Consider the following 18,433-nt stretch of genomic DNA (forward strand, 5'->3'; position numbering starts at 1 on the left):
GCAGCAGATTTCGCGCTCTTGTTGGCATTCTTGATAAATAGGCCAGGCAAGTCAAACCAAATATTTGATGTTTGTTTTGGCGCAACGAGTGCCTCCACGCATAAGTGACGTGCTCAGTCAGCGCCAGCAGCGTGTCGCTGATAGTGCCTGTAACATGCAAACTCATCCGCCCTCGACAGTCATGGAGCTACACCGTTGCCCGACACCCGCCCCCCCGCACTCGACGAAATCGACCGCCAGCTGATCGCCGCCCTGCAAATCAACGCCCGCGAAAGCGTGGCCATGCTTGCCCGGCAGTTGGGTATTGCGCGGACCACCGTCACATCGCGGTTGGCGCGGCTGGAGAAGGCCAAGGTAATCACCGGATACGGCGTGCGCCTGGGGCAGCGCGTGGTCGATGGCGGGTTGCAGGCGTATGTCGGGATCAAGGTACAGCCGCGTTCTGGCAAGGACGTGCTGCGTCGCTTGAGTGCAATGGCGCAGGTGCAACAGTTGTGTGCGGTGAGTGGCGAATTTGATTATGTGGCGTGGCTGCGCACGGACTCGCCGGAGCAACTGGATCAGTTGCTGGATCAGATCGGCAGTGTGGACGGGGTGGAGAAGACCACGACGTCGATCATTTTGAGTAGCAAGATTGATCGAGGGCAGCCGGTTTGAGTGCTGGTGAGCTTGATGGCCTCTTCGCGAGCAGGCTCACTCCTACATTTGGTCGGTGTGTAGTCAGCAAACGTCATATTGATCAATTAATTAGCAAAACGACGACACTTTGCGTCTTATTAACGTGTTCTACGCTCCCTAGAATGGCTGGCATCTTTTCCTATACTCAGACGCGCATCCTGCGTCGGGTCGCCAGCAAGGTCAGCCATGAACAAGAACAATCGCCATCCTGCAGACGGTAAGAAACCAGTCACCATTTTCGGCCCGGACTTCCCGTTCGCCTTCGACGACTGGATCGAACACCCGGCCGGTCTCGGCAGTATTCCTGAACAGCACCATGGCGCTGAAGTGGCGATTGTCGGCGCGGGTATCGCTGGCCTGGTGGCCGCTTACGAACTGATGAAGCTCGGTTTGAAACCGGTGGTGTACGAGGCCTCGAAACTGGGTGGCCGTCTGCGTTCGCAAGCGTTCAACGGCACCGATGGCATCGTCGCGGAACTGGGCGGCATGCGTTTCCCCGTGTCCTCAACTGCGTTCTACCACTATGTAGACAAGCTCGGTCTCGAGACCAAACCCTTCCCGAACCCACTGACGCCGGCCTCCGGCAGCACGGTGATCGATCTCGAAGGCAAAACCCATTACGCACAAAGCCTGAAGGATCTTCCTGCACTGTTCCAGGAAGTGGCTGACGCCTGGGCGGATGCACTGGAGGCTGGCTCGCAGTTCGCCGATATCCAGCAAGCGATCCGTGACCGCGACGTACCACGCCTCAAAGAACTGTGGAACAAACTCGTTCCGCTGTGGGACGACCGCACCTTCTACGACTTCGTTGCCACCTCCAAGGCCTTCGCCAAACTCTCGTTTCATCACCGCGAAGTGTTCGGTCAGGTCGGTTTCGGCACTGGCGGCTGGGACTCGGACTTCCCCAACTCGATGCTGGAAATCTTCCGCGTGGTGATGACCAACTGCGATGATCACCAGCATCTGGTGGTCGGCGGTGTGGAGCAAGTGCCGCAAGGCATCTGGCGGCATGTGCCGGAGCGCTGCGTGCACTGGCCTGAAGGCACCAGCCTGAAATCCCTGCACCGTGGCGCGCCGCGTTCCGGGGTGAAGAAAATCGCCCACGCGCCGGACGGCCGTTTCGCCGTCACCGACAACAACGGCGACACCCGCGAATACGCCGCCGTGCTGACCACCTGCCAGAGCTGGCTGCTGACCACCCAGATCGAATGCGACGAAACCCTGTTCTCGCAGAAGATGTGGATGGCGCTGGACCGCACGCGCTACATGCAGTCGTCGAAGACCTTCGTGATGGTCGACCGGCCATTCTGGAAGGACAAGGATCCGGAAACCGGTCGCGACCTGATGAGCATGACCCTCACCGATCGCCTGACCCGTGGCACCTATCTGTTCGATAACGGTGACGACAAGCCGGGCGTGATCTGCCTGTCGTACTCGTGGATGAGCGACGCGCTGAAGATGCTGCCGCACCCGGTCGAGAAACGCGTGGAACTGGCGTTGAACGCGCTGAAGAAGATCTACCCGAAAGTCGACATCGCCGCGCGGATCATCGGCGATCCGATCACCGTGTCGTGGGAAGCCGACCCGTATTTTCTCGGCGCATTCAAAGGCGCCCTGCCCGGCCACTATCGCTACAACCAGCGGATGTACGCGCACTTTATGCAGGACGACATGCCAGCCGAACAGCGCGGGATTTTCATCGCCGGCGATGACGTATCGTGGACGCCGGCATGGGTCGAAGGCGCGGTGCAGACCTCGCTCAACGCGGTGTGGGGCATCATGAAACACTTCGGCGGGTCGACACATAAAGCGAACCCGGGCCCGGGTGATGTGTTCAAAGACATCGGCCCTATCGCCCTGCCCGAGTAAGAGGATTCCCCGATGCGCGTAGCCCTTTACCAATGCCCACCGCTGCCTTTGGATCCCGCCGCCAACCTGCATCGCCTGCAGCAACTGGCGATGGAGGCCAAGGGTGCCGACCTGCTGGTGCTGCCGGAAATGTTTCTGACCGGCTACAACATCGGCAAGGAAGCGGTCAGCACCTTGGCCGAGGTCTACAACGGCGAATGGGCGCAACAGATCGGTCGAATCGCCAAAGCCGCCGGGCTGGCAATTGCTTACGGGTACCCCGAGCGCACGGCCGACGGGCAGATCTACAACGCCGTGCAGTTGATCGACGCGCACGGCGAGCGCCTGTGCAACTACCGCAAGACCCATCTGTTCGGCGACCTGGATCGTTCGATGTTCAGCCCCGGCGAAGATGCGTTTCCGCTGGTCGAGCTCAACGGCTGGAAGCTCGGTTTCCTGATCTGCTACGACCTGGAGTTTCCCGAGAACGCGCGGCGTCTGGCGCTGGCCGGCGCCGAGCTGATTGTGGTGCCGACGGCGAACATGATTCCGTTCGATTTCGTCGCTGACGTCACCGTGCGCTCCCGCGCCTTCGAAAACCAGTGCTACGTGGCGTACGCCAACTATTGCGGGCATGAAGGCGAGATCCACTATTGCGGGCAAAGCAGCATCGCCGCGCCGGACGGCAGCCGTATCGCCCAGGCTGGCCTCGATGAAGCATTGATCGTCGGTGAGCTGGATCGCCAGTTGATGGCCGACTCCCGCGCCGCCAATCGCTACCTCAACGACCGTCGTCCCGAGCTTTACCACGCGTTGAACAAGCGCTGACCCCACGCAATCCGCTAGCATTGGCACTTCACTGTTCTGGAAGTGCCCATGCCTGCGCCAACTCCCCCTCGCCCCCACACTGAAACCCTGGCCAACGGCTTGCGCGTGACCCTGCGTCAGGTGCCCGGCTTGAAGCGCAGCGCCGTTGCGTTGCGGGTGGCGGCCGGTAGCCATGATGTGCCACTGGAGTGGCCGGGGCTGGCGCATTTCCTTGAGCATCTGCTGTTTCTCGGCACTGAGCGTTTTCCTGCGAGTCAGGCGCTGATGGCCTACGTGCAAAGTCACGGTGGGCAAGTAAATGCCAGTACCCGTGAACGCAGCACCGACTTCTTCTTCGAATTGCCGACCTCGGCCTTCAGCGCCGGGCTTGAGCGTCTGTCAGACATGCTCGCCCAGCCGCGTATGAATCCGCACGATCAGTTGCGCGAACGGGAAGTGCTGGACGCGGAATTCGTCGCGTGGTCGCAAGATCCGACGGCTCAGCAGGAACTGGCGCTGTACGAGGGATTGCCGGCCACACATCCGTTGCGCGGGTTTCATGCGGGGAATCGCGATAGCCTGAAAGTTGAGTTACCAGCGTTTCAGCAGGCACTGAAGGATTTCCATCAGCAGTTTTATCGCACCGGGCAAATGACGCTGAGCCTGGTCGGGCCGCAGAGCATTGAGGAGTTGAGCGTACTGGCACAGCAGTTCGCCGTGGCGCTGCCGGTTGGGGATAAAGTCCAGCAGGCAGCGCCGCTGCCATTGACGGTGAACAGTTATCAACAGGTCGGCGAGCGAAGCAGCAATCTGTTGTTCGCTTTCGAAGCACTGCCCGACTCATCCGCCGAAGCACTGGCGTTTCTCTGCCATTGGCTGAACAGCGCCAAGCCCGGCGGGCTGTTCGCCCATCTGCAACAACAAAGCCTCGCGGACGGTTTGAAAGCCGTGCCGCTGTATCAGTTCGCCGGGCAAGCGCTGCTGCATCTGCAATTCACCGCCCCCGCCGAATCCCTCAACGCCATTCGCGAACAGCTGCTGGACTGGTTGAGCTTCTTTGCCGCGCAACAGGACTGGGCAGCGTTGCGCGAGGAGTACATCAAGTTACTTGAGCGTCAGCAGCAAATCAGCGGTGCTCTGCCACTGGCGCGGCTCGACAGTGAACAACGCGAAAGCGGTCTGTCGGAAAACGGCGTCGTTGCGCTCAAACAGATCCTGCGCGACCTCGGTGTTGTGGATAACTTCAGCGACCATTGGCATCTGCCTGCCGCCAACCCTTTTCTGGGTTCCAACGAGCCGCTGGCCAACGCCGGCCTGATTCGCGGCCAGACCAGCGCCCATCGTGGTTTGCGGACTTTCGCTCAGGATCGCTCGCGCGGGCGGCGTGAGCGTTCACCGATGCAATTCAGCCAGGCGTTGCCGGACACCAGTGATCTCGGCGCGATTTACCTGCGCTGGCAAACCGAAGCGGTGGCCAGTGTAAAACTGCAAGCCAAGCTGCAACGCAGTCTGCGGGAAACGCAGGAAGATGCGCGGCAGGCCGGCGTCGAGTTGGCGTTCAGTGCCACCGGTACGCAGTGGCTACTGAAACTGACCGGCCTGCAGGAGCCGATGCCCAGTGTCCTCGAACACGCGCTGAAATGCCTGACGCAAATTGACGTCGATTCCGCCAACGCAGAGCCGGAAGCACCGCTGATACCGATCCGCCAGTTGCTCAAGGCATTGCCTGAGCATTGCCTGCCATCGGCCGTCGAGTCGGACGACGTCAGACAGCTGTGGACAACTTCGAGCTGGGACGGACTGGCCCTTGGCCTCAACGCGCAGACGCAATCGGCCATGGGCCTGGCGCTGAGCCGCATCCCTGGCACACCCGATAATCAATTGCCGGCAACGCCCGCGATCAACACGCAACATCTATGGAGCCACATCGACACCGCGTCCAGCGAGCACGCCTTGCTGCTGTTCTGCCCGACCGCCAGCCACGAGATTGCCGATGAGGCCGCCTGGCGCCTGCTCGCGCAACTGTGCCAGACCCCGATCTATCAGCGTCTGCGGGTCGAATTGCAATTGGGCTACGCGGTGTTCAGCGCCCTGCGGCAGATGCATGGCCAGAGTGGATTGCTGTTTTGTGTGCAGTCGCCAAATACTGCGCCAGTTGAACTGCTTGGGCATATCCAGCAGTTCCTCGAGGGCATTCCTGCGCTGATCGAAAACCTCGATGAAGACGACCTCAACCAGCAACGCCAGTCACTCGCGGATCAGTTCGATGAGAGTCATCTGTCCGGCAAAGACGCCGCCGAGTTGCTGTGGCAGGCCAAGCTCGCCGGCCACTCGTCGGATTATCTGGCGCAACTGCACACAGCCATTGGTCAACTGGAACGCTCAACATTGCTGGCGGCAGCGCAGCGCTTGCTCAACGCCGAGGGCGGCCGGCTGTGCCTGGCCAGCGAATCGGTACCCGGCGCACCTTGGCAAGCGACAAAATGATCATTACCAAGGCTGCAAGGAGCTTTCTCAAAGATTCACGGGCAATCGTGCTGAAATTTTGAGTAACATAGCAGCCTAACTATTTGGAACATCCCGGCGCGGCCATGGACTATACCTATGGATAGCGCTATCCCACCCACCCAATGAGGAGTCACCTTATGTCCTGGACAAAACCGGCTTACACCGACCTGCGTATCGGCTTCGAAGTCACCATGTACTTCGCCAGCCGCTGAGTTCTGCCTACGCAGACTTGCAGTGCAACGCCTCGGCTCGCCGGGGCGTTTTATTTTCAGCGTTGAAAGATGGGAGCGTTCATGTTCGTCCAGATTCTGGGTTCGGCCGCCGGTGGCGGATTTCCGCAGTGGAACTGCAACTGCGTCAATTGCGCAGGCTTTCGCGACGGCAGCCTGAATGCCAAGGCCCGCACCCAATCGTCCATCGCGATTTCCGATGACGGCGTGAACTGGGTGCTGTGCAACGCTTCGCCGGACATCCGCGCGCAACTGCAGAGCTTCGCCCCGATGCAACCGGGCCGTGCACTGCGCGACACCGGCATCAGCGCGATCATCCTGATGGACAGCCAGATCGACCACACCACTGGCCTGCTCAGCCTGCGCGAAGGCTGCCCGCATCAGGTCTGGTGCACGGACATGGTTCACGAGGATTTGAGCACCGGTTTCCCGCTATTCAAGATGCTGACCCACTGGAACGGCGGACTGAACTGGAATCGCATCGAGCTCGACCAGAGCTTCACTGTCGCTGCCTGCCCGAACCTGCGCTTCACCCCGCTGCCGTTGCGCAGCGCCGCGCCACCGTATTCGCCGCACCGTTTCGACCCGCACCCGGGCGACAACATCGGCCTGATCGTCGAAGACCTCAACACCGGCGGCAAACTGTTCTACGCCCCGGGCCTGGGCAAGGTCGACGCGCCGCTGCTGGAGATCATGGCCGGCAGCGATTGCCTGCTGGTTGACGGTACGCTGTGGGACGACGATGAAATGCAACGCCGTGGCGTCGGCACCCGCACCGGTCGGGAGATGGGCCACCTGGCGCAGAACGGCCCCGGCGGCATGCTCGAAGTGCTGGAGCAATTGCCTGAGCAGCGCAAGGTGCTTATCCACATCAACAACACCAACCCGATTCTCGATGAGGATTCGCCGGAGCGCGCGGAGCTGGCGCGGCGTAATGTTGAAGTGGCTTATGACGGCATGAGTATTGTGCTGTAGCGGATGGCCTCTTCGCGAGCAAGCCCGCTCCCACATTGGATCTGTGGCGTTCACAAACCCTGTGGGAGCGGGCTTGCTCGCGAAGACGTCCGAACAGACACCCAGAATTCCAACGGTTGTTCCCCCGGAGAACCGCAATGACCGACACCCCGCTGTCCCCCACCGAATTCGAAGCGGCCCTGCGCGCCAAAGGCGCCTATTACCACATCTACCACCCGTATCACGTGGCGATGTACGAGGGCCGTGCCACCCGCGAGCAGATTCAGGGCTGGGTCGCCAACCGCTTCTACTATCAGGTGAACATCCCCCTGAAAGACGCGGCGATCCTCGCCAATTGCCCGGATCGCGAAATCCGCCGCGAGTGGATTCAACGCCTGCTCGACCACGACGGCGCTCCCGGTGAAGACGGCGGGATCGAAGCCTGGCTGCGTCTCGGTCAGGCGGTCGGCCTCGACCCGGATCAACTGCGCTCCCAGGAACTGGTGCTGCCCGGCGTGCGTTTCGCCGTCGACGCCTACGTCAACTTCGCCCGCCGTGCCAGTTGGCAGGAAGCCGCCAGCAGCTCGTTGACCGAACTGTTCGCGCCGCAGATCCACCAGTCGCGCCTCGACAGCTGGCCGCAGCATTACCCGTGGATCGACCCGGCCGGTTACGAATATTTCCGCACCCGCCTCGGTCAGGCGCGGCGCGATGTCGAGCATGGTCTGGCGATCACGCTCGAGCACTACAAGACCCGCGAGGGCCAGGAGCGCATGCTGGAAATTCTCCAGTTCAAACTGGACATTCTTTGGAGCATGCTCGATGCCATGAGCATGGCTTACGAACTGAACCGCCCGCCCTATCACAGCGTCACCGAGCAGCGGGTCTGGCACAAAGGAATCACCCTATGAGTTTTGATCGCAGCAAGATCCCGACCTGGCGTCCCGGCTACCGTTTTCAGTATGAACCGGCGCAAAAAGGCCACGTGCTTCTCTACCCCGAGGGCATGATCAAGCTCAACGACAGCGCCGCGCTGATCGGCGGCTTGATCGACGGTGAACGCGATGTCGCGGCGATCATCGCCAAACTCGACGAGCAGTTCCCCGGCGTGCCTGAGCTCGGTGAAGACATCGAGCAATTCATGGAGGTTGCCCGTGCGCAGCACTGGATCGAACTTGCCTGAGGCATCGGCGCAAGTACCGCCTAAATCTGAAGTCGGCCTGCCGCTGTGGCTGCTCGCCGAGCTGACTTACCGCTGCCCGCTGCAATGCCCATACTGCTCCAATCCGCTGGATTTCGCCGAGCAGGGCAAAGAGCTGAGCACCGAGCAGTGGATCAAGGTGTTCCGCGAAGCGCGGGAGATGGGCGCGGCGCAACTGGGCTTTTCCGGTGGTGAGCCGCTGGTGCGCCAGGACCTCGCCGAACTGATCCGTGAAGCGCGGCAGTTGGGTTTCTACACCAACCTGATCACTTCCGGCATCGGCCTGACCGAGCAGAAAATCAGCGACTTCAAAAAGGCTGGCCTCGATCACATCCAGATCAGTTTTCAGGCCAGTGACGAACAGGTAAACAACCTGCTCGCCGGCTCGAAAAAGGCCTTCGCGCAGAAGCTGGAAATGGCCCGGGCGGTGAAGGCCCACGGCTATCCGATGGTGCTGAACTTCGTCACCCACCGGCACAACATCGACAAGATCGACCGCATCATCGAGCTGTGTATTGCGCTCGAAGCAGACTTCGTCGAACTCGCCACCTGCCAGTTCTACGGCTGGGCGCAGCTCAACCGTGTCGGCCTGTTACCGACCAAGGAACAACTGGTGCGTGCCGAACGCATCACCAACGAATACCGCGCCAAACTGGAAGCCGAAGGGCATCCGTGCAAGCTGATATTCGTCACCCCGGACTACTACGAAGAACGCCCGAAAGCCTGCATGAACGGCTGGGGCAGCATCTTTCTGACGGTTACTCCGGACGGCACTGCCCTGCCCTGTCATGGCGCCCGACAGCTGCCGGTACAATTTCCCAACGTGCGCGACCACAGCATGCAGCACATCTGGTACGACTCGTTTGGCTTCAACCGCTTTCGCGGTTACGACTGGATGCCCGAGCCGTGCCGCTCGTGCGACGAGAAGGAACAGGACTTCGGCGGCTGCCGCTGTCAGGCGTTCATGCTCACGGGGGACGCGAGCAATGCCGACCCGGTGTGCAGCAAGTCCGAACATCACGGCGTGATTCTCAAGGCCCGCGAAGAAGCCGAGACCGCCACCCAGACCATCGAACAACTGGCCTTCCGTAATGAACGAAACTCACGCCTCATCGCCAAGGGCTGAGCCTTTCAGCGCCGCTCAGGCCGTCGCCGCCGGAATGGATTTCGCCGAGCTGCAACTCGGCGTCCACGGTTTGTTCTGGAATGAATATCGCCCGCAAGACGCCGCGTGCCGGATCTGGCACTGGCGCGACGGCGTGGCGAAATGTCTGACGCCGAATGGCTTCAGTGTGCGTAGCCGGGTGTACGAATATGGCGGTGGCGCGTTTTGTCTGACGCCTGACGGAGTGGTTTTCGTCAATGAGGCGGATCAGCAGTTGTATCGGCAAGCGCTGGATGGCGCGCCTGAAGCGCTGACGTCTGGCGAGTGTCGTTATGGCGATCTGCATTTTGCTTTCGGCCAGGTGCTGACGGTTGAGGAGCTGCGCGACCAGCATCGACTGGTAGCAATTGATCTGGCTGAAGGCACCCGGCATTTGCTGGCTGAAGGTGCAGATTTCTATGCAGCACCGGTGATCAGCCCGGACGGTTCGCGGTTGGCGTGGATCGAGTGGAGTCGGCCGCATCAGCCTTGGACCTCCACGCGATTGATGGTGGCCGAGCGTCTGGCTGAGGGTGGCTTTGGCGCACCGCGTTGCGTGGCGGGGGCTGACCTTGAAGAGTCGATCCAGCAACCGCGGTTCGACGCGAAAGGACGCTTGTTGTGCCTGACTGATCGCGGCGGTTTCTGGCAGCCGTGGGGCGAAACGTCCGACGGTTTGCATCGACTGCCCTGTGCCGAGGCCGATCATGCGCCCGCCCCGTGGCAGATGGGTGGCTGCACCTGGTTGCCGGTGGGCGATTCGTTTCTGGCGAGCTGGAGCGAAGGCGGTTTTGGTCGTCTGGCGCTCGACGGCGAGGACTTTACTGGCGACTACAGCCGCTTCCGGCATCTGGCGCTGGATCAGCAGTTCATCTACTGCATCGCCGCTTCGCCGATCAGCCCTTCGGCGGTGATCGCCATCGATCGCTCGACCCGCTCGGTGCAAGTGCTGGCCGGTGGTGTTGCACCTCTGCCGGCGGAGCGCATCAGCCGCCCGCAGACCTTGCGCTACCCGAGTGGCCGCGGTGAGGCTCACGGCTTCTTTTATCCGGCGATGAACGACGAAGCGCGACCGCCACTGGTGGTGTTCATCCACGGCGGCCCGACCTCGGCCTGCTACCCGATGCTCGACCCGCGCATTCAGTACTGGACGCAGCGTGGTTTCGCCGTCGCCGACCTCAACTATCGCGGCAGCAGCGGTTACGGTCGCGAATACCGTCAGGCGTTGCATTTGAGTTGGGGTGAGGTGGATGTCGAGGACGCCTGCGCGGTGGTGGCATATCTGGCCGAACAAGGTCTGATCGATGGCGAGCGGGCATTTATTCGCGGTGGCAGCGCCGGGGGTTACACCACGCTGTGCGCGCTGGCGTTTCAGCAAGTGTTCCGCGCGGGCGCCAGCCTCTATGGCGTCAGCGACCCGGTGGCACTGGCCCGGGCGACCCACAAATTCGAAGGTGATTATCTCGACTGGCTGATCGGCGATCCCGAACAGGATGCCGAGCGCTACGCCGCCCGCACGCCGCTACTGCACGCGAGCAACATCCGTGTGCCAGTGATTTTCTTTCAGGGTGAGCTGGATGCGGTGGTGGTGCCGCAACAGACGCGCGACATGGTCGCGGCGCTGGAGCACAACGGCATCCCGGTCGAGGCGCATTACTACGCCGAGGAACGCCATGGCTTCCGCCGGGCGGTGAACCAGGCGCATGCGCTGGAACAGGAGTGGAGGTTTTATCGGCGGGTGATGGGGTTGGCTGACTGACACCCGCATTCACAATTCAAAATATCGGTGCCTCTATCGCGAGCAGGCTCACTCCTACAGTTGACCGTGTTCACAACACAAATCTCCTGTAGGAGTGAGCCTGCTCGCGATGGCTGTTTATCTGACTCGGCAATACTCAGCGCTTGGCGATGATGTACACCGCATGCACGATCCCCGGGATATAACCGCACAGCGTCAGCAGAATGTTCAGCCAGAACGCCCCGCCGAACCCGACCTGCAGAAACACACCCAGTGGCGGCAACAGAATGGCGATGATGATACGAATGAAGTCCATGGGTCAGCTCCTGAATGGGGGTTGGCTCACATGAGCCATACAAGCTAATCGACCTGCGCCGTTCTTCAGGGTTCACTGCCAATCAAAGTCTCAGTGCCAAATTGATGGCTCAGGCAAGAATTTGCAGCCCATGCTTCTGCACGATGCTCAGCAGTTTCAGCGCCATTCCGCTGGGATGTTTATCTCCCGACTCCCATTGCTTGACTGTCGATGCACTGGTATTCAAGTAGCGTGCAAATACCGGCTGGCTGACGTTATTACGCTCGCGCAGCGCCTTGATCTGTTCCGCCGGGATCGCGTCAGGCACCGTCGCCAGGCAGGACTCGTCAAACTCACGCATCGTCGCCTTGCTGATGGCTCCGACCGCGAGCAAAGCCTTGGCCGACTCATGTACCGACTGAAAAACTTCACTTTTGTATTTCTTACTCATGGGAAATCTCCACAAACTCCTTCATCGCCAGCAATCCCTGAAGCTGCTCATGCGACAGTTGCGCATAAGCCTTGGCCAATTTGCGTAAATCCTTTAGCTCTGCGGTACTGATATTGCTCCGGTCCTTCTTGGCGAACAGCACTTGATAAATCCAGTAACGACCGCCCTTCGCCAGAACAATCGAGCGGTGGCGATTGGCATTCAGACGTTTCTTCCAGACCCCACCGCCAAGATTGTCAGCCTGTCCATCGAGCATCTCGGCGAATGCCTCCAGTAGTTCCTCATCCGTGATCCATGCCTTACTAGCCTGTACCGCAAAGCCTTTGGTCTTGAACAATCTGAATGACATCGGTATCCCTTCCAAAAAACATACCACCTGGTGGTACATATTACAAAGCCAGTCTTGGTGACACCGCACTCCCTGTCGGCACCCTCTAAAAGAGCATTCGTCCGATAAGTTCTCAAGTGCCAGAAAGCACTTGGCAAAACCCGGGCACAAAAAAAACGCCCCACGCGAAAAGAATCAGGCGTGGGGCGTGCGTTATACCGCGAGACGGTTCTTGAAATCGGGTAGGAAACTTCAGCTCAGACGGCAATCCCTTTACGGCATTGCAGTTGCGCGGTGCGCACTCGTGAGAAGGCGCGGGTCAGGCGCAGGAGCATTTCGTCGATGTTGGCCTTGCTGACGGTGAGTGCCGGGGTGAAACGCAGGCAGTTGGCCTGCGGCGCGTTGAGCAGCAGGCCTTCATGCAAGGCGGCTTTGACTACGGCATCGGCGGAATCCTCTGACAGGCTCAGTCCCCAGAACAGACCTTGCCCGCGCAACTCGCCATGTCCGTAACGGTGCGCCAGTCGCGCGAGTCCCTCGCGCAAGTGCTGGCCGTGGTCTTTGATCTGCTCGAGAAATGCTCGGTCCTGCACGCTGTCGAGCACCACCAGACCGGCCGCGGTCATCAGTGCATTGCCGTGATGAGTGCCGCCCAGTTCCCCCGCATCAAAGCAGCAGGCCTTGCCACGGGCCAATAACGCCGCCAGAGGAACACCACCACCAAGGCCCTTGCCGAGTACGACGATGTCGGCGCGCACGCCGTAGGACTCTTCCGCGAGCAAAGTGCCGCAGCGGCCGATGCCGGTCTGCACTTCGTCGAGGATCAGCAGAATGCCCAGCTCGCGGCATAAGCGTTCGACGCCTTTGAGGTAATGCTCGGTGGCCGGAATCACCCCGGCATCGCTCTGGATCGGTTCGAGCATAATCGCCACGGTTTGCGCATCGACGGCGGCATGCAGCGCCGGCAAATCGTTGAAGGGCACCCGATCGAAACCCGGCAGCAACGGTGCGAAGCGGTTGTGCAGGTTGCAACTGTCCGACGCGGAAATCGTCGCCAGACTACGGCCGTGACAGCCTTGTCTGGCAACAATGATCCGCGAGGCGCCGCCACGATGCAGTTGGCCCCATTTGCGCGCCAGTTTGATCGCCGCTTCACAGGCCTCGCTGCCGCTGTTGAGCAGGTAAGCCTGATCGCTGGAGGTGCTGGCGCACAGGCGCTCGGCAAGGCTGAGCATGCCGCGATTGTGCAGATTGAAACCGGGGTTGATCAGCGCCTGGGCTTGGCCGGCGATGGCTTTGACCAGTGCCGAAGGGCTGTGGCCGAGGCTGTTGGCACCGCCGGCCTGGGAAAAGTCGAGGTAGGCGCGGTCATTGCTGTCCCACAGCCAAGAGCCCTGACCGCGAACGAACACCTGCTGCGGCCGTTCGACACTGGGCATCAGGCGCTCGGCATTCAGGCTGTCGCCTGCCTGGGGTGAAGCGGCCTCGAAAGCGAGGTCATCAAGACTCGGCGCCTGGCGCCGCAAACTGAACAGATTCATTGAAAAAAACCTCGATTGAGGTTTTTTGAACTGCCTATGTAAACACTGTCGAAGCAAACGCTATTCATCGCGCTGTCTGGCCCTGTAAGCCTTGTGATTGCGGTTAGACTAGGCTCACTGACGGCTTCGGGCCATTTCGATTTACCAGCATTTTCGATAAGCGCTACTTATGGATTTCAAACAACTGCGTTATTTCGTCGCGGTCTACGAAGAGGGCCATGTCGGCCGCGCTGCCGAGCGCCTGTCGATCTCGCAACCGGCGCTGTCGCAGCAGATTCGCCAGCTCGAACAGAACCTCGACGTCACCCTGTTCGAACGCAGCAGCAAACGTCTGTTGCCGACACTCGCCGCGCACACGCTGTACAACCACGCCCTGCCGCTGCTCGACGGTCTGCAGCGGGCGCGGGAAGCGCTGGGCAACTTCAAGGGACAGGCCCTGCGCACGCTGGCGATCGGCGTACTGCAAACCGTGCACACCAGCCTCGTGCCGCAAATGCTCGAACGGGTGCGCAAGGCGCAGCCGCATCTTGTGGTGCAGATCTATGAACTGACGGGGCTGGAGATCGAGCGCCGTTTGCTCAACGGCTCTCTGGACATCGGCATCAGCTACCTGCCGCCGCGCCAACCGGGGCTGCATGGCGTGCTGCTGTACGAAGACGAACTGACGCTGGTCATCCCGGCGGATCACCCGCTGCGTGAATTCAAGAAAGTCTCGATGCGCCAGGCTGCGGAATTGCCCATGCTGCTGCTGGGCGAGGAGTTTCAGATCCGGCAGATCTGGCAGGCGCAACTGACCAGCCTGGGTCGGCGCCCGCAAGTACAGGCTGAGCTGAACAACATGCTGGGGATTCTCGACAGTCTGCCGCACACCAAACTGGCGACGGTGTTGCCCGGTCGCTCACAGAGGGAATACGACGAACAGGATCTGCTGTGGAAGCCGTTGAGCGAACCACGGGTGCCGCTGAAGGTTGGGCTGGTATGCCGCGACGTGCAGCGCCAGCAGGCGTCTTTGGCGTTGCTGCGTACGTTGCTGGAAGAGGTGATTCAGCGTGAGGACAAACCGCTTAAAGCTGCGCCGCCACTGGATCCGCTGGCCTGAAAACTTTTCTGCAGGCAAAAGAAAACCCCGCCGAAGCGGGGCTTTGCAGACTGTTTCCCTGACATCCATTTCACTCCGCCACCCTGGCAGAATCCTACGTGTCCGTGTTGTTGCTTTGCGCTTCCTGCGCGACGTCCATGAGTTGTAGATTAGCTGTGGATCCAATCTGCGCCTATGGGAGAACAGCAGCACGTCATGTAAGAGAATGCTTACATGACGTTACATCATCAAAACTGTTCAGCGTTCAGCAGGAACAACGACTCGCTGCCAGCCTTCACCGATGCACTCAGTGAGTGGATACGCGGCAGCAGACGGGCAAAATAGAAGCGCGCGGTGCCCAGCTTGCTGGCGTAGAAATCGTCTTGGGCTTCTTTACCCAGCGCGGCTTTCGCCATCAGTGCCCACATGTAGGCATAAGCGGTGTAGCCAAACGCTTGCAAGTATTCGACCGAGGCTGCGCCGATTTCGTTCGGATTGGTTTTCGCCCGATCCAGCAGCCATGCAGTCAGTTCATCGAGGGTGCTGACGGCATCGTTCAGCGGCTTGGTGAATTCGCCGAGGTCAGCGCTGGCCGTTGCGGTGAAGTGGCGGATCTCGTCAGCGAACAGCTTGTAGAACGCGCCGCCGCTGCCGACGATCTTGCGCCCGACCAGGTCCAGCGCCTGAATGCCGTTGGTGCCTTCGTAGATCTGGGTGATGCGCACGTCACGCACCAGTTGCTCCTGACCCCACTCGCGGATGTAGCCGTGGCCGCCGAAAATCTGCTGGCCGTGCACGGTGGTTTCCAGGCCCAGGTCCGTGAGGAATGCCTTGGCCACCGGAGTCAGTAACGCGACCAGGTCTTCTGCGCGCTTGCGGGTGGTCGCGTCTTCGCTGAACTTGGCGGTGTCGAGTTGCATCGCCACGTAGGTGGAGAAGGCGCGACCGCCCTCGTTCGAGGCTTTCATGGTCAGCAGCATGCGACGCACGTCCGGGTGGACGATGATCGGGTCGGCAACCTTGTCCTTGTTCTGCGCGCCGGTCGGCGAACGGCTCTGCAGACGATCACGCGCATATTCGACGGCGTTCTGATAAGAGCGCTCGCCGCTGGCCAGGCCTTGAATGCCGACGCCCAGACGCTCGTAGTTCATCATGGTGAACATCGCCGCCAGACCCTTGTTCGGCTCGCCGACCAGATAACCCACGGCTTCGTCGAAGTTCATTACGCAGGTCGCGGACGCCTGGATGCCCATCTTGTGCTCGATCGAACCGCAGTTCGCCGGGTTGCGCGCGCCCAGGCTGCCATCGGCATTGACCATGAACTTCGGTACCAGGAACAGCGAAATGCCTTTCGGGCCGGCCGGGGCGTCCGGCAGTTTCGCCAGCACCAGGTGAATGATGTTCTCGGTCAGGTCGTGCTCACCGCCGGTGATGAAGATCTTGGTGCCGCTGACCTTGTAGGAACCGTCGGCCTGCGGTTCGGCCTTGGTGCGGATGATGCCCAGGTCGGTGCCGGCGTGCGGCTCGGTCAGGCACATGGAACCGGCCCAGATGCCGGCGTACATGTTCGGCAGGTACGCGGCCTTCAGCTCCTCGCTGGCGTGGGCGTTGATCGACAGGCAAGCGCCGGCGGTCAGCATCGGGTACAGGCCGAACGACAGGCTGGCGGAGTTGACCATTTCTTCGACTTGCGCCGAGACAGCCTTGGGCATGCCCATGCCGCCGTAGGCCGGATCGCCACCGACGCCGACCCAGCCGCCTTCAGCGTAAGTCTGATAGGCCTGTGGGAAACCGGCCGGGGTGCTGACAGCACCGTCCTTCCAGTGGCAGCCTTCTTCGTCGGCTGCGCGGCTCAGGGGGGCAATACTTTTGCTGGTGACCTTGCCGGCTTCTTCGAGAATGGCTTCTACGGTTTCTGCATCGACGGTCTCGGCCAAGGCCGGCAGTTCGGCCCAGAGTTTGGCGACTTCGAATACTTCATTGAGGACGAAGCGCATATCGCGCAGCGGCGCTTTGTAGTCAGCCATGGCAAACCTCGCAAGATCTAAACAGGTGATTCGTGGAAGAGTGTTTTCGTTGAGGCCGAGTGTACCTCAACAACTTTTGCGACACATAGGGTCAACCGGTGACTGATTTGTTATTTTTGGTCACCAGCATTCAGCGATAAAACAAAGCCCGCAATCAGCGGGCTCTTTAGTGATGGCTGTGCCTGGATTCAGCCAGCGGCGCTGTCCATGCGCACTGCGCCGCGACGGTTCTGTCCGAACGCCATGACGCAGTTACGCCCGGCGCCCTTGGCGCTGTACAACGCCTGGTCGGCGGACTTGAGGACTTCTTCCGGCGTCCGCTGCTCGACCCGTTCGGCAACGCCGATACTGACCGTGACCGAGACACTGGAAGCACCGCTGCCGCTACGGCGCTGGCGACCTTGCTGGTCGTCCTGCGGGCGGTTCTCCTGATTGCGCAACTGGATGTTGTAGGAGGCAATCGACTCGCGGATCACTTCCAGGTGCGGCATGCATTCCTCGAGGGTTTTGCCCGCAAAAACCAGGGCGAATTCCTCACCACCATAGCGATATGCCCTACCGCCGCCGCTGATTTTCGACAGTTTGCTGGCGACCAGTCGCAGCACTTGGTCACCAACATCGTGACCGTGAGTGTCGTTGAATTTCTTGAAGTGATCGACGTCGCTCATCGCCAGCACATAGTTGCGCCCCAGGCGCTGCATCCGCTCATTGAGCGCACGGCGCCCCGGCAGACCGGTGAGTTCATCGCGGAAGGCCATTTGATAGGCCTCATGCGCCACGGCAGCCGCAACCATCAGCATCACCTGACTGCACATGATGTTCAGGGTGAATGGCAGGATGAAGGTTTTCGGCAGCATCCAGAACAAACCGAGCAAGCCGACCAGCTGCGCCGCATGCAGCGGGCGCGGGTTGCGCCAGTACTGCCAGGCCAGCAGCAGAAATGCCGAGAGGAATACCGGATAGGACATCTGGATCAGGCTCATCCAGGCGCCATGCAGCGCCGGCCAGCGGATTTCCGAGAGCCACATGAGCAGAGCCTGGGGATAACTCTGCTCAAGGCCGAGGGCGACGCTGCCGAAGGCCAGCAACACGGCGAACCGCGCCACCATGTCCTGAAACAGATGGGTACGTTCCTGCCACGCGGCGAACAGCCCGAACAGCAGCGGCAACAGCAGACAGACAAGGTGGAATACCACGGCGGCGTCTTCGCGCACTTTGCCATTGTCGCGGTAATAGTCGGTCTGGGTGTCGAGCAAAAAGTAGGCGATGTACACCGTGAGCATCAGAAATAGTTCGCGCTGACGTCGGTAAACCGCACAGTAAGCGCCGCCCAACAACAGCACCAGGGTCGGCAACACGTTGAACAGCGAAGTGAAAAATACGTTGAGGTCTTTGACGTACGCAGCCGCCAACCCCGCAAGTAACAACAGCAGTGAAGGTAGGAAATGGCTGAAACGTACAGCAGAAGAACGCGGCAAGGGTAAAGCTCCGACCCGTCATATCAAAGAGATGGCATTGTGCCTGCAATGTGGCCAGTTAAGCACACACAATGTGATCCAGATCACACGCAGTCTCTTTAACGGCAGAAAACTCGGGTTTCTGAGC

Annotated in this window: 17 protein-coding genes; 11 read left to right on the forward strand and 6 right to left on the reverse strand. The window is 60.5% G+C overall.

The window, feature by feature from the left end; genetic code table 11:
• The first annotated feature begins 195 nt into the window (after window positions 1-195).
• The 10 genes from ACVHNU_RS22335 (at window position 196) to ACVHNU_RS22380 (ending at window position 11,129) form a co-directional block, all read left to right on the forward strand.
• Window positions 196-657: an Lrp/AsnC family transcriptional regulator gene (locus ACVHNU_RS22335; RefSeq protein ID WP_458834085.1), complete on the forward strand. Its 462-nt coding sequence runs from the start codon at window positions 196-198 to the stop codon at window positions 655-657.
• 207 nt (window positions 658-864) lie between these two features.
• Window positions 865-2,547, forward strand: coding sequence for a flavin monoamine oxidase family protein (locus tag ACVHNU_RS22340; RefSeq protein WP_103484834.1), 1,683 nt, complete (start codon window positions 865-867; stop codon window positions 2,545-2,547).
• Between the two features lie 12 nt (window positions 2,548-2,559).
• Window positions 2,560-3,354, forward strand: coding sequence for a carbon-nitrogen hydrolase family protein (locus ACVHNU_RS22345; RefSeq protein WP_201136422.1), 795 nt, complete (start codon window positions 2,560-2,562; stop codon window positions 3,352-3,354).
• A 48-nt stretch (window positions 3,355-3,402) separates the two neighbouring features.
• Window positions 3,403-5,820 (forward strand): pyrroloquinoline quinone biosynthesis protein PqqF, encoded by a 2,418-nt coding sequence (pqqF, locus tag ACVHNU_RS22350; protein WP_473018317.1) that lies wholly within the window; start codon window positions 3,403-3,405, stop codon window positions 5,818-5,820.
• Between the two features lie 158 nt (window positions 5,821-5,978).
• Window positions 5,979-6,053 (forward strand): pyrroloquinoline quinone precursor peptide PqqA, encoded by a 75-nt coding sequence (pqqA, locus tag ACVHNU_RS22355; RefSeq protein WP_003422658.1) that lies wholly within the window; start codon window positions 5,979-5,981, stop codon window positions 6,051-6,053.
• A gap of 81 nt (window positions 6,054-6,134) precedes the next feature.
• Window positions 6,135-7,046 (forward strand): pyrroloquinoline quinone biosynthesis protein PqqB, encoded by a 912-nt coding sequence (pqqB, locus tag ACVHNU_RS22360; RefSeq protein ID WP_225136533.1) that lies wholly within the window; start codon window positions 6,135-6,137, stop codon window positions 7,044-7,046.
• Window positions 7,047-7,183: 137 nt separating this feature from the next.
• A complete protein-coding gene (gene pqqC / locus ACVHNU_RS22365) occupies window positions 7,184-7,936 on the forward strand; it encodes a pyrroloquinoline-quinone synthase PqqC (protein WP_003228879.1) in 753 nt (250 codons plus the stop codon).
• Window positions 7,933-8,208 (forward strand): pyrroloquinoline quinone biosynthesis peptide chaperone PqqD, encoded by a 276-nt coding sequence (pqqD, locus tag ACVHNU_RS22370; protein ID WP_003228880.1) that lies wholly within the window; start codon window positions 7,933-7,935, stop codon window positions 8,206-8,208. Before pqqC ends, pqqD begins: the two co-directional genes overlap by 4 nt.
• A complete protein-coding gene (pqqE, locus tag ACVHNU_RS22375) occupies window positions 8,180-9,352 on the forward strand; it encodes a pyrroloquinoline quinone biosynthesis protein PqqE (RefSeq protein WP_473018318.1) in 1,173 nt (390 codons plus the stop codon). The genes pqqD and pqqE overlap by 29 nt, the downstream gene beginning before the upstream one ends.
• A complete protein-coding gene (locus ACVHNU_RS22380) occupies window positions 9,318-11,129 on the forward strand; it encodes a S9 family peptidase (protein WP_473018319.1) in 1,812 nt (603 codons plus the stop codon). The genes pqqE and ACVHNU_RS22380 overlap by 35 nt, the downstream gene beginning before the upstream one ends.
• Before the next feature lie 136 nt (window positions 11,130-11,265).
• On the opposite strand, the gene ACVHNU_RS22385 is transcribed toward ACVHNU_RS22380, so the two are convergent.
• The 4 genes from ACVHNU_RS22385 to ACVHNU_RS22400 all read right to left on the reverse strand — a co-directional run bounded on the left by ACVHNU_RS22385 (window position 11,266) and on the right by ACVHNU_RS22400 (window position 13,723).
• On the reverse strand, window positions 11,266-11,424 hold the full coding sequence (locus ACVHNU_RS22385; RefSeq protein WP_003228885.1) for a YqaE/Pmp3 family membrane protein: 159 nt from the start codon (window positions 11,422-11,424) through the stop codon (window positions 11,266-11,268).
• Window positions 11,425-11,533: 109 nt separating this feature from the next.
• A complete protein-coding gene (locus ACVHNU_RS22390) occupies window positions 11,534-11,854 on the reverse strand; it encodes a helix-turn-helix domain-containing protein (RefSeq protein ID WP_003228888.1) in 321 nt (106 codons plus the stop codon).
• The gene (locus tag ACVHNU_RS22395) at window positions 11,847-12,203 is read right to left on the reverse strand and encodes a type II toxin-antitoxin system RelE/ParE family toxin (protein ID WP_226500968.1); all 357 of its coding nucleotides are present in this window, start codon (window positions 12,201-12,203) and stop codon (window positions 11,847-11,849) included. Before ACVHNU_RS22395 ends, ACVHNU_RS22390 begins: the two co-directional genes overlap by 8 nt.
• A 236-nt stretch (window positions 12,204-12,439) precedes the next feature.
• Window positions 12,440-13,723, reverse strand: coding sequence for an aspartate aminotransferase family protein (locus tag ACVHNU_RS22400; protein ID WP_103486452.1), 1,284 nt, complete (start codon window positions 13,721-13,723; stop codon window positions 12,440-12,442).
• 169 nt (window positions 13,724-13,892) lie between these two features.
• Here ACVHNU_RS22400 and ACVHNU_RS22405 point away from each other — a divergent pair, with 169 nt between their 5' ends.
• Entirely contained in the window at window positions 13,893-14,822 is a 930-nt protein-coding gene (locus tag ACVHNU_RS22405) for a LysR family transcriptional regulator (protein ID WP_045122656.1), read from the forward strand.
• Window positions 14,823-15,049: 227 nt separating this feature from the next.
• Here ACVHNU_RS22405 and ACVHNU_RS22410 read toward each other — a convergent pair whose 3' ends face one another.
• Window positions 15,050-16,828, reverse strand: a complete 1,779-nt coding sequence (locus tag ACVHNU_RS22410) for an acyl-CoA dehydrogenase C-terminal domain-containing protein (RefSeq protein ID WP_027610696.1) — start codon at window positions 16,826-16,828, stop codon at window positions 15,050-15,052.
• 188 nt (window positions 16,829-17,016) lie between these two features.
• Entirely contained in the window at window positions 17,017-18,306 is a 1,290-nt protein-coding gene (locus tag ACVHNU_RS22415; RefSeq protein WP_003228895.1) for a GGDEF domain-containing protein, read from the reverse strand.
• Between the last annotated feature and the right edge of the window lie 127 nt (window positions 18,307-18,433).

It is taken from the genome of Pseudomonas sp. Ors-4-3C (assembly GCF_055755035.1).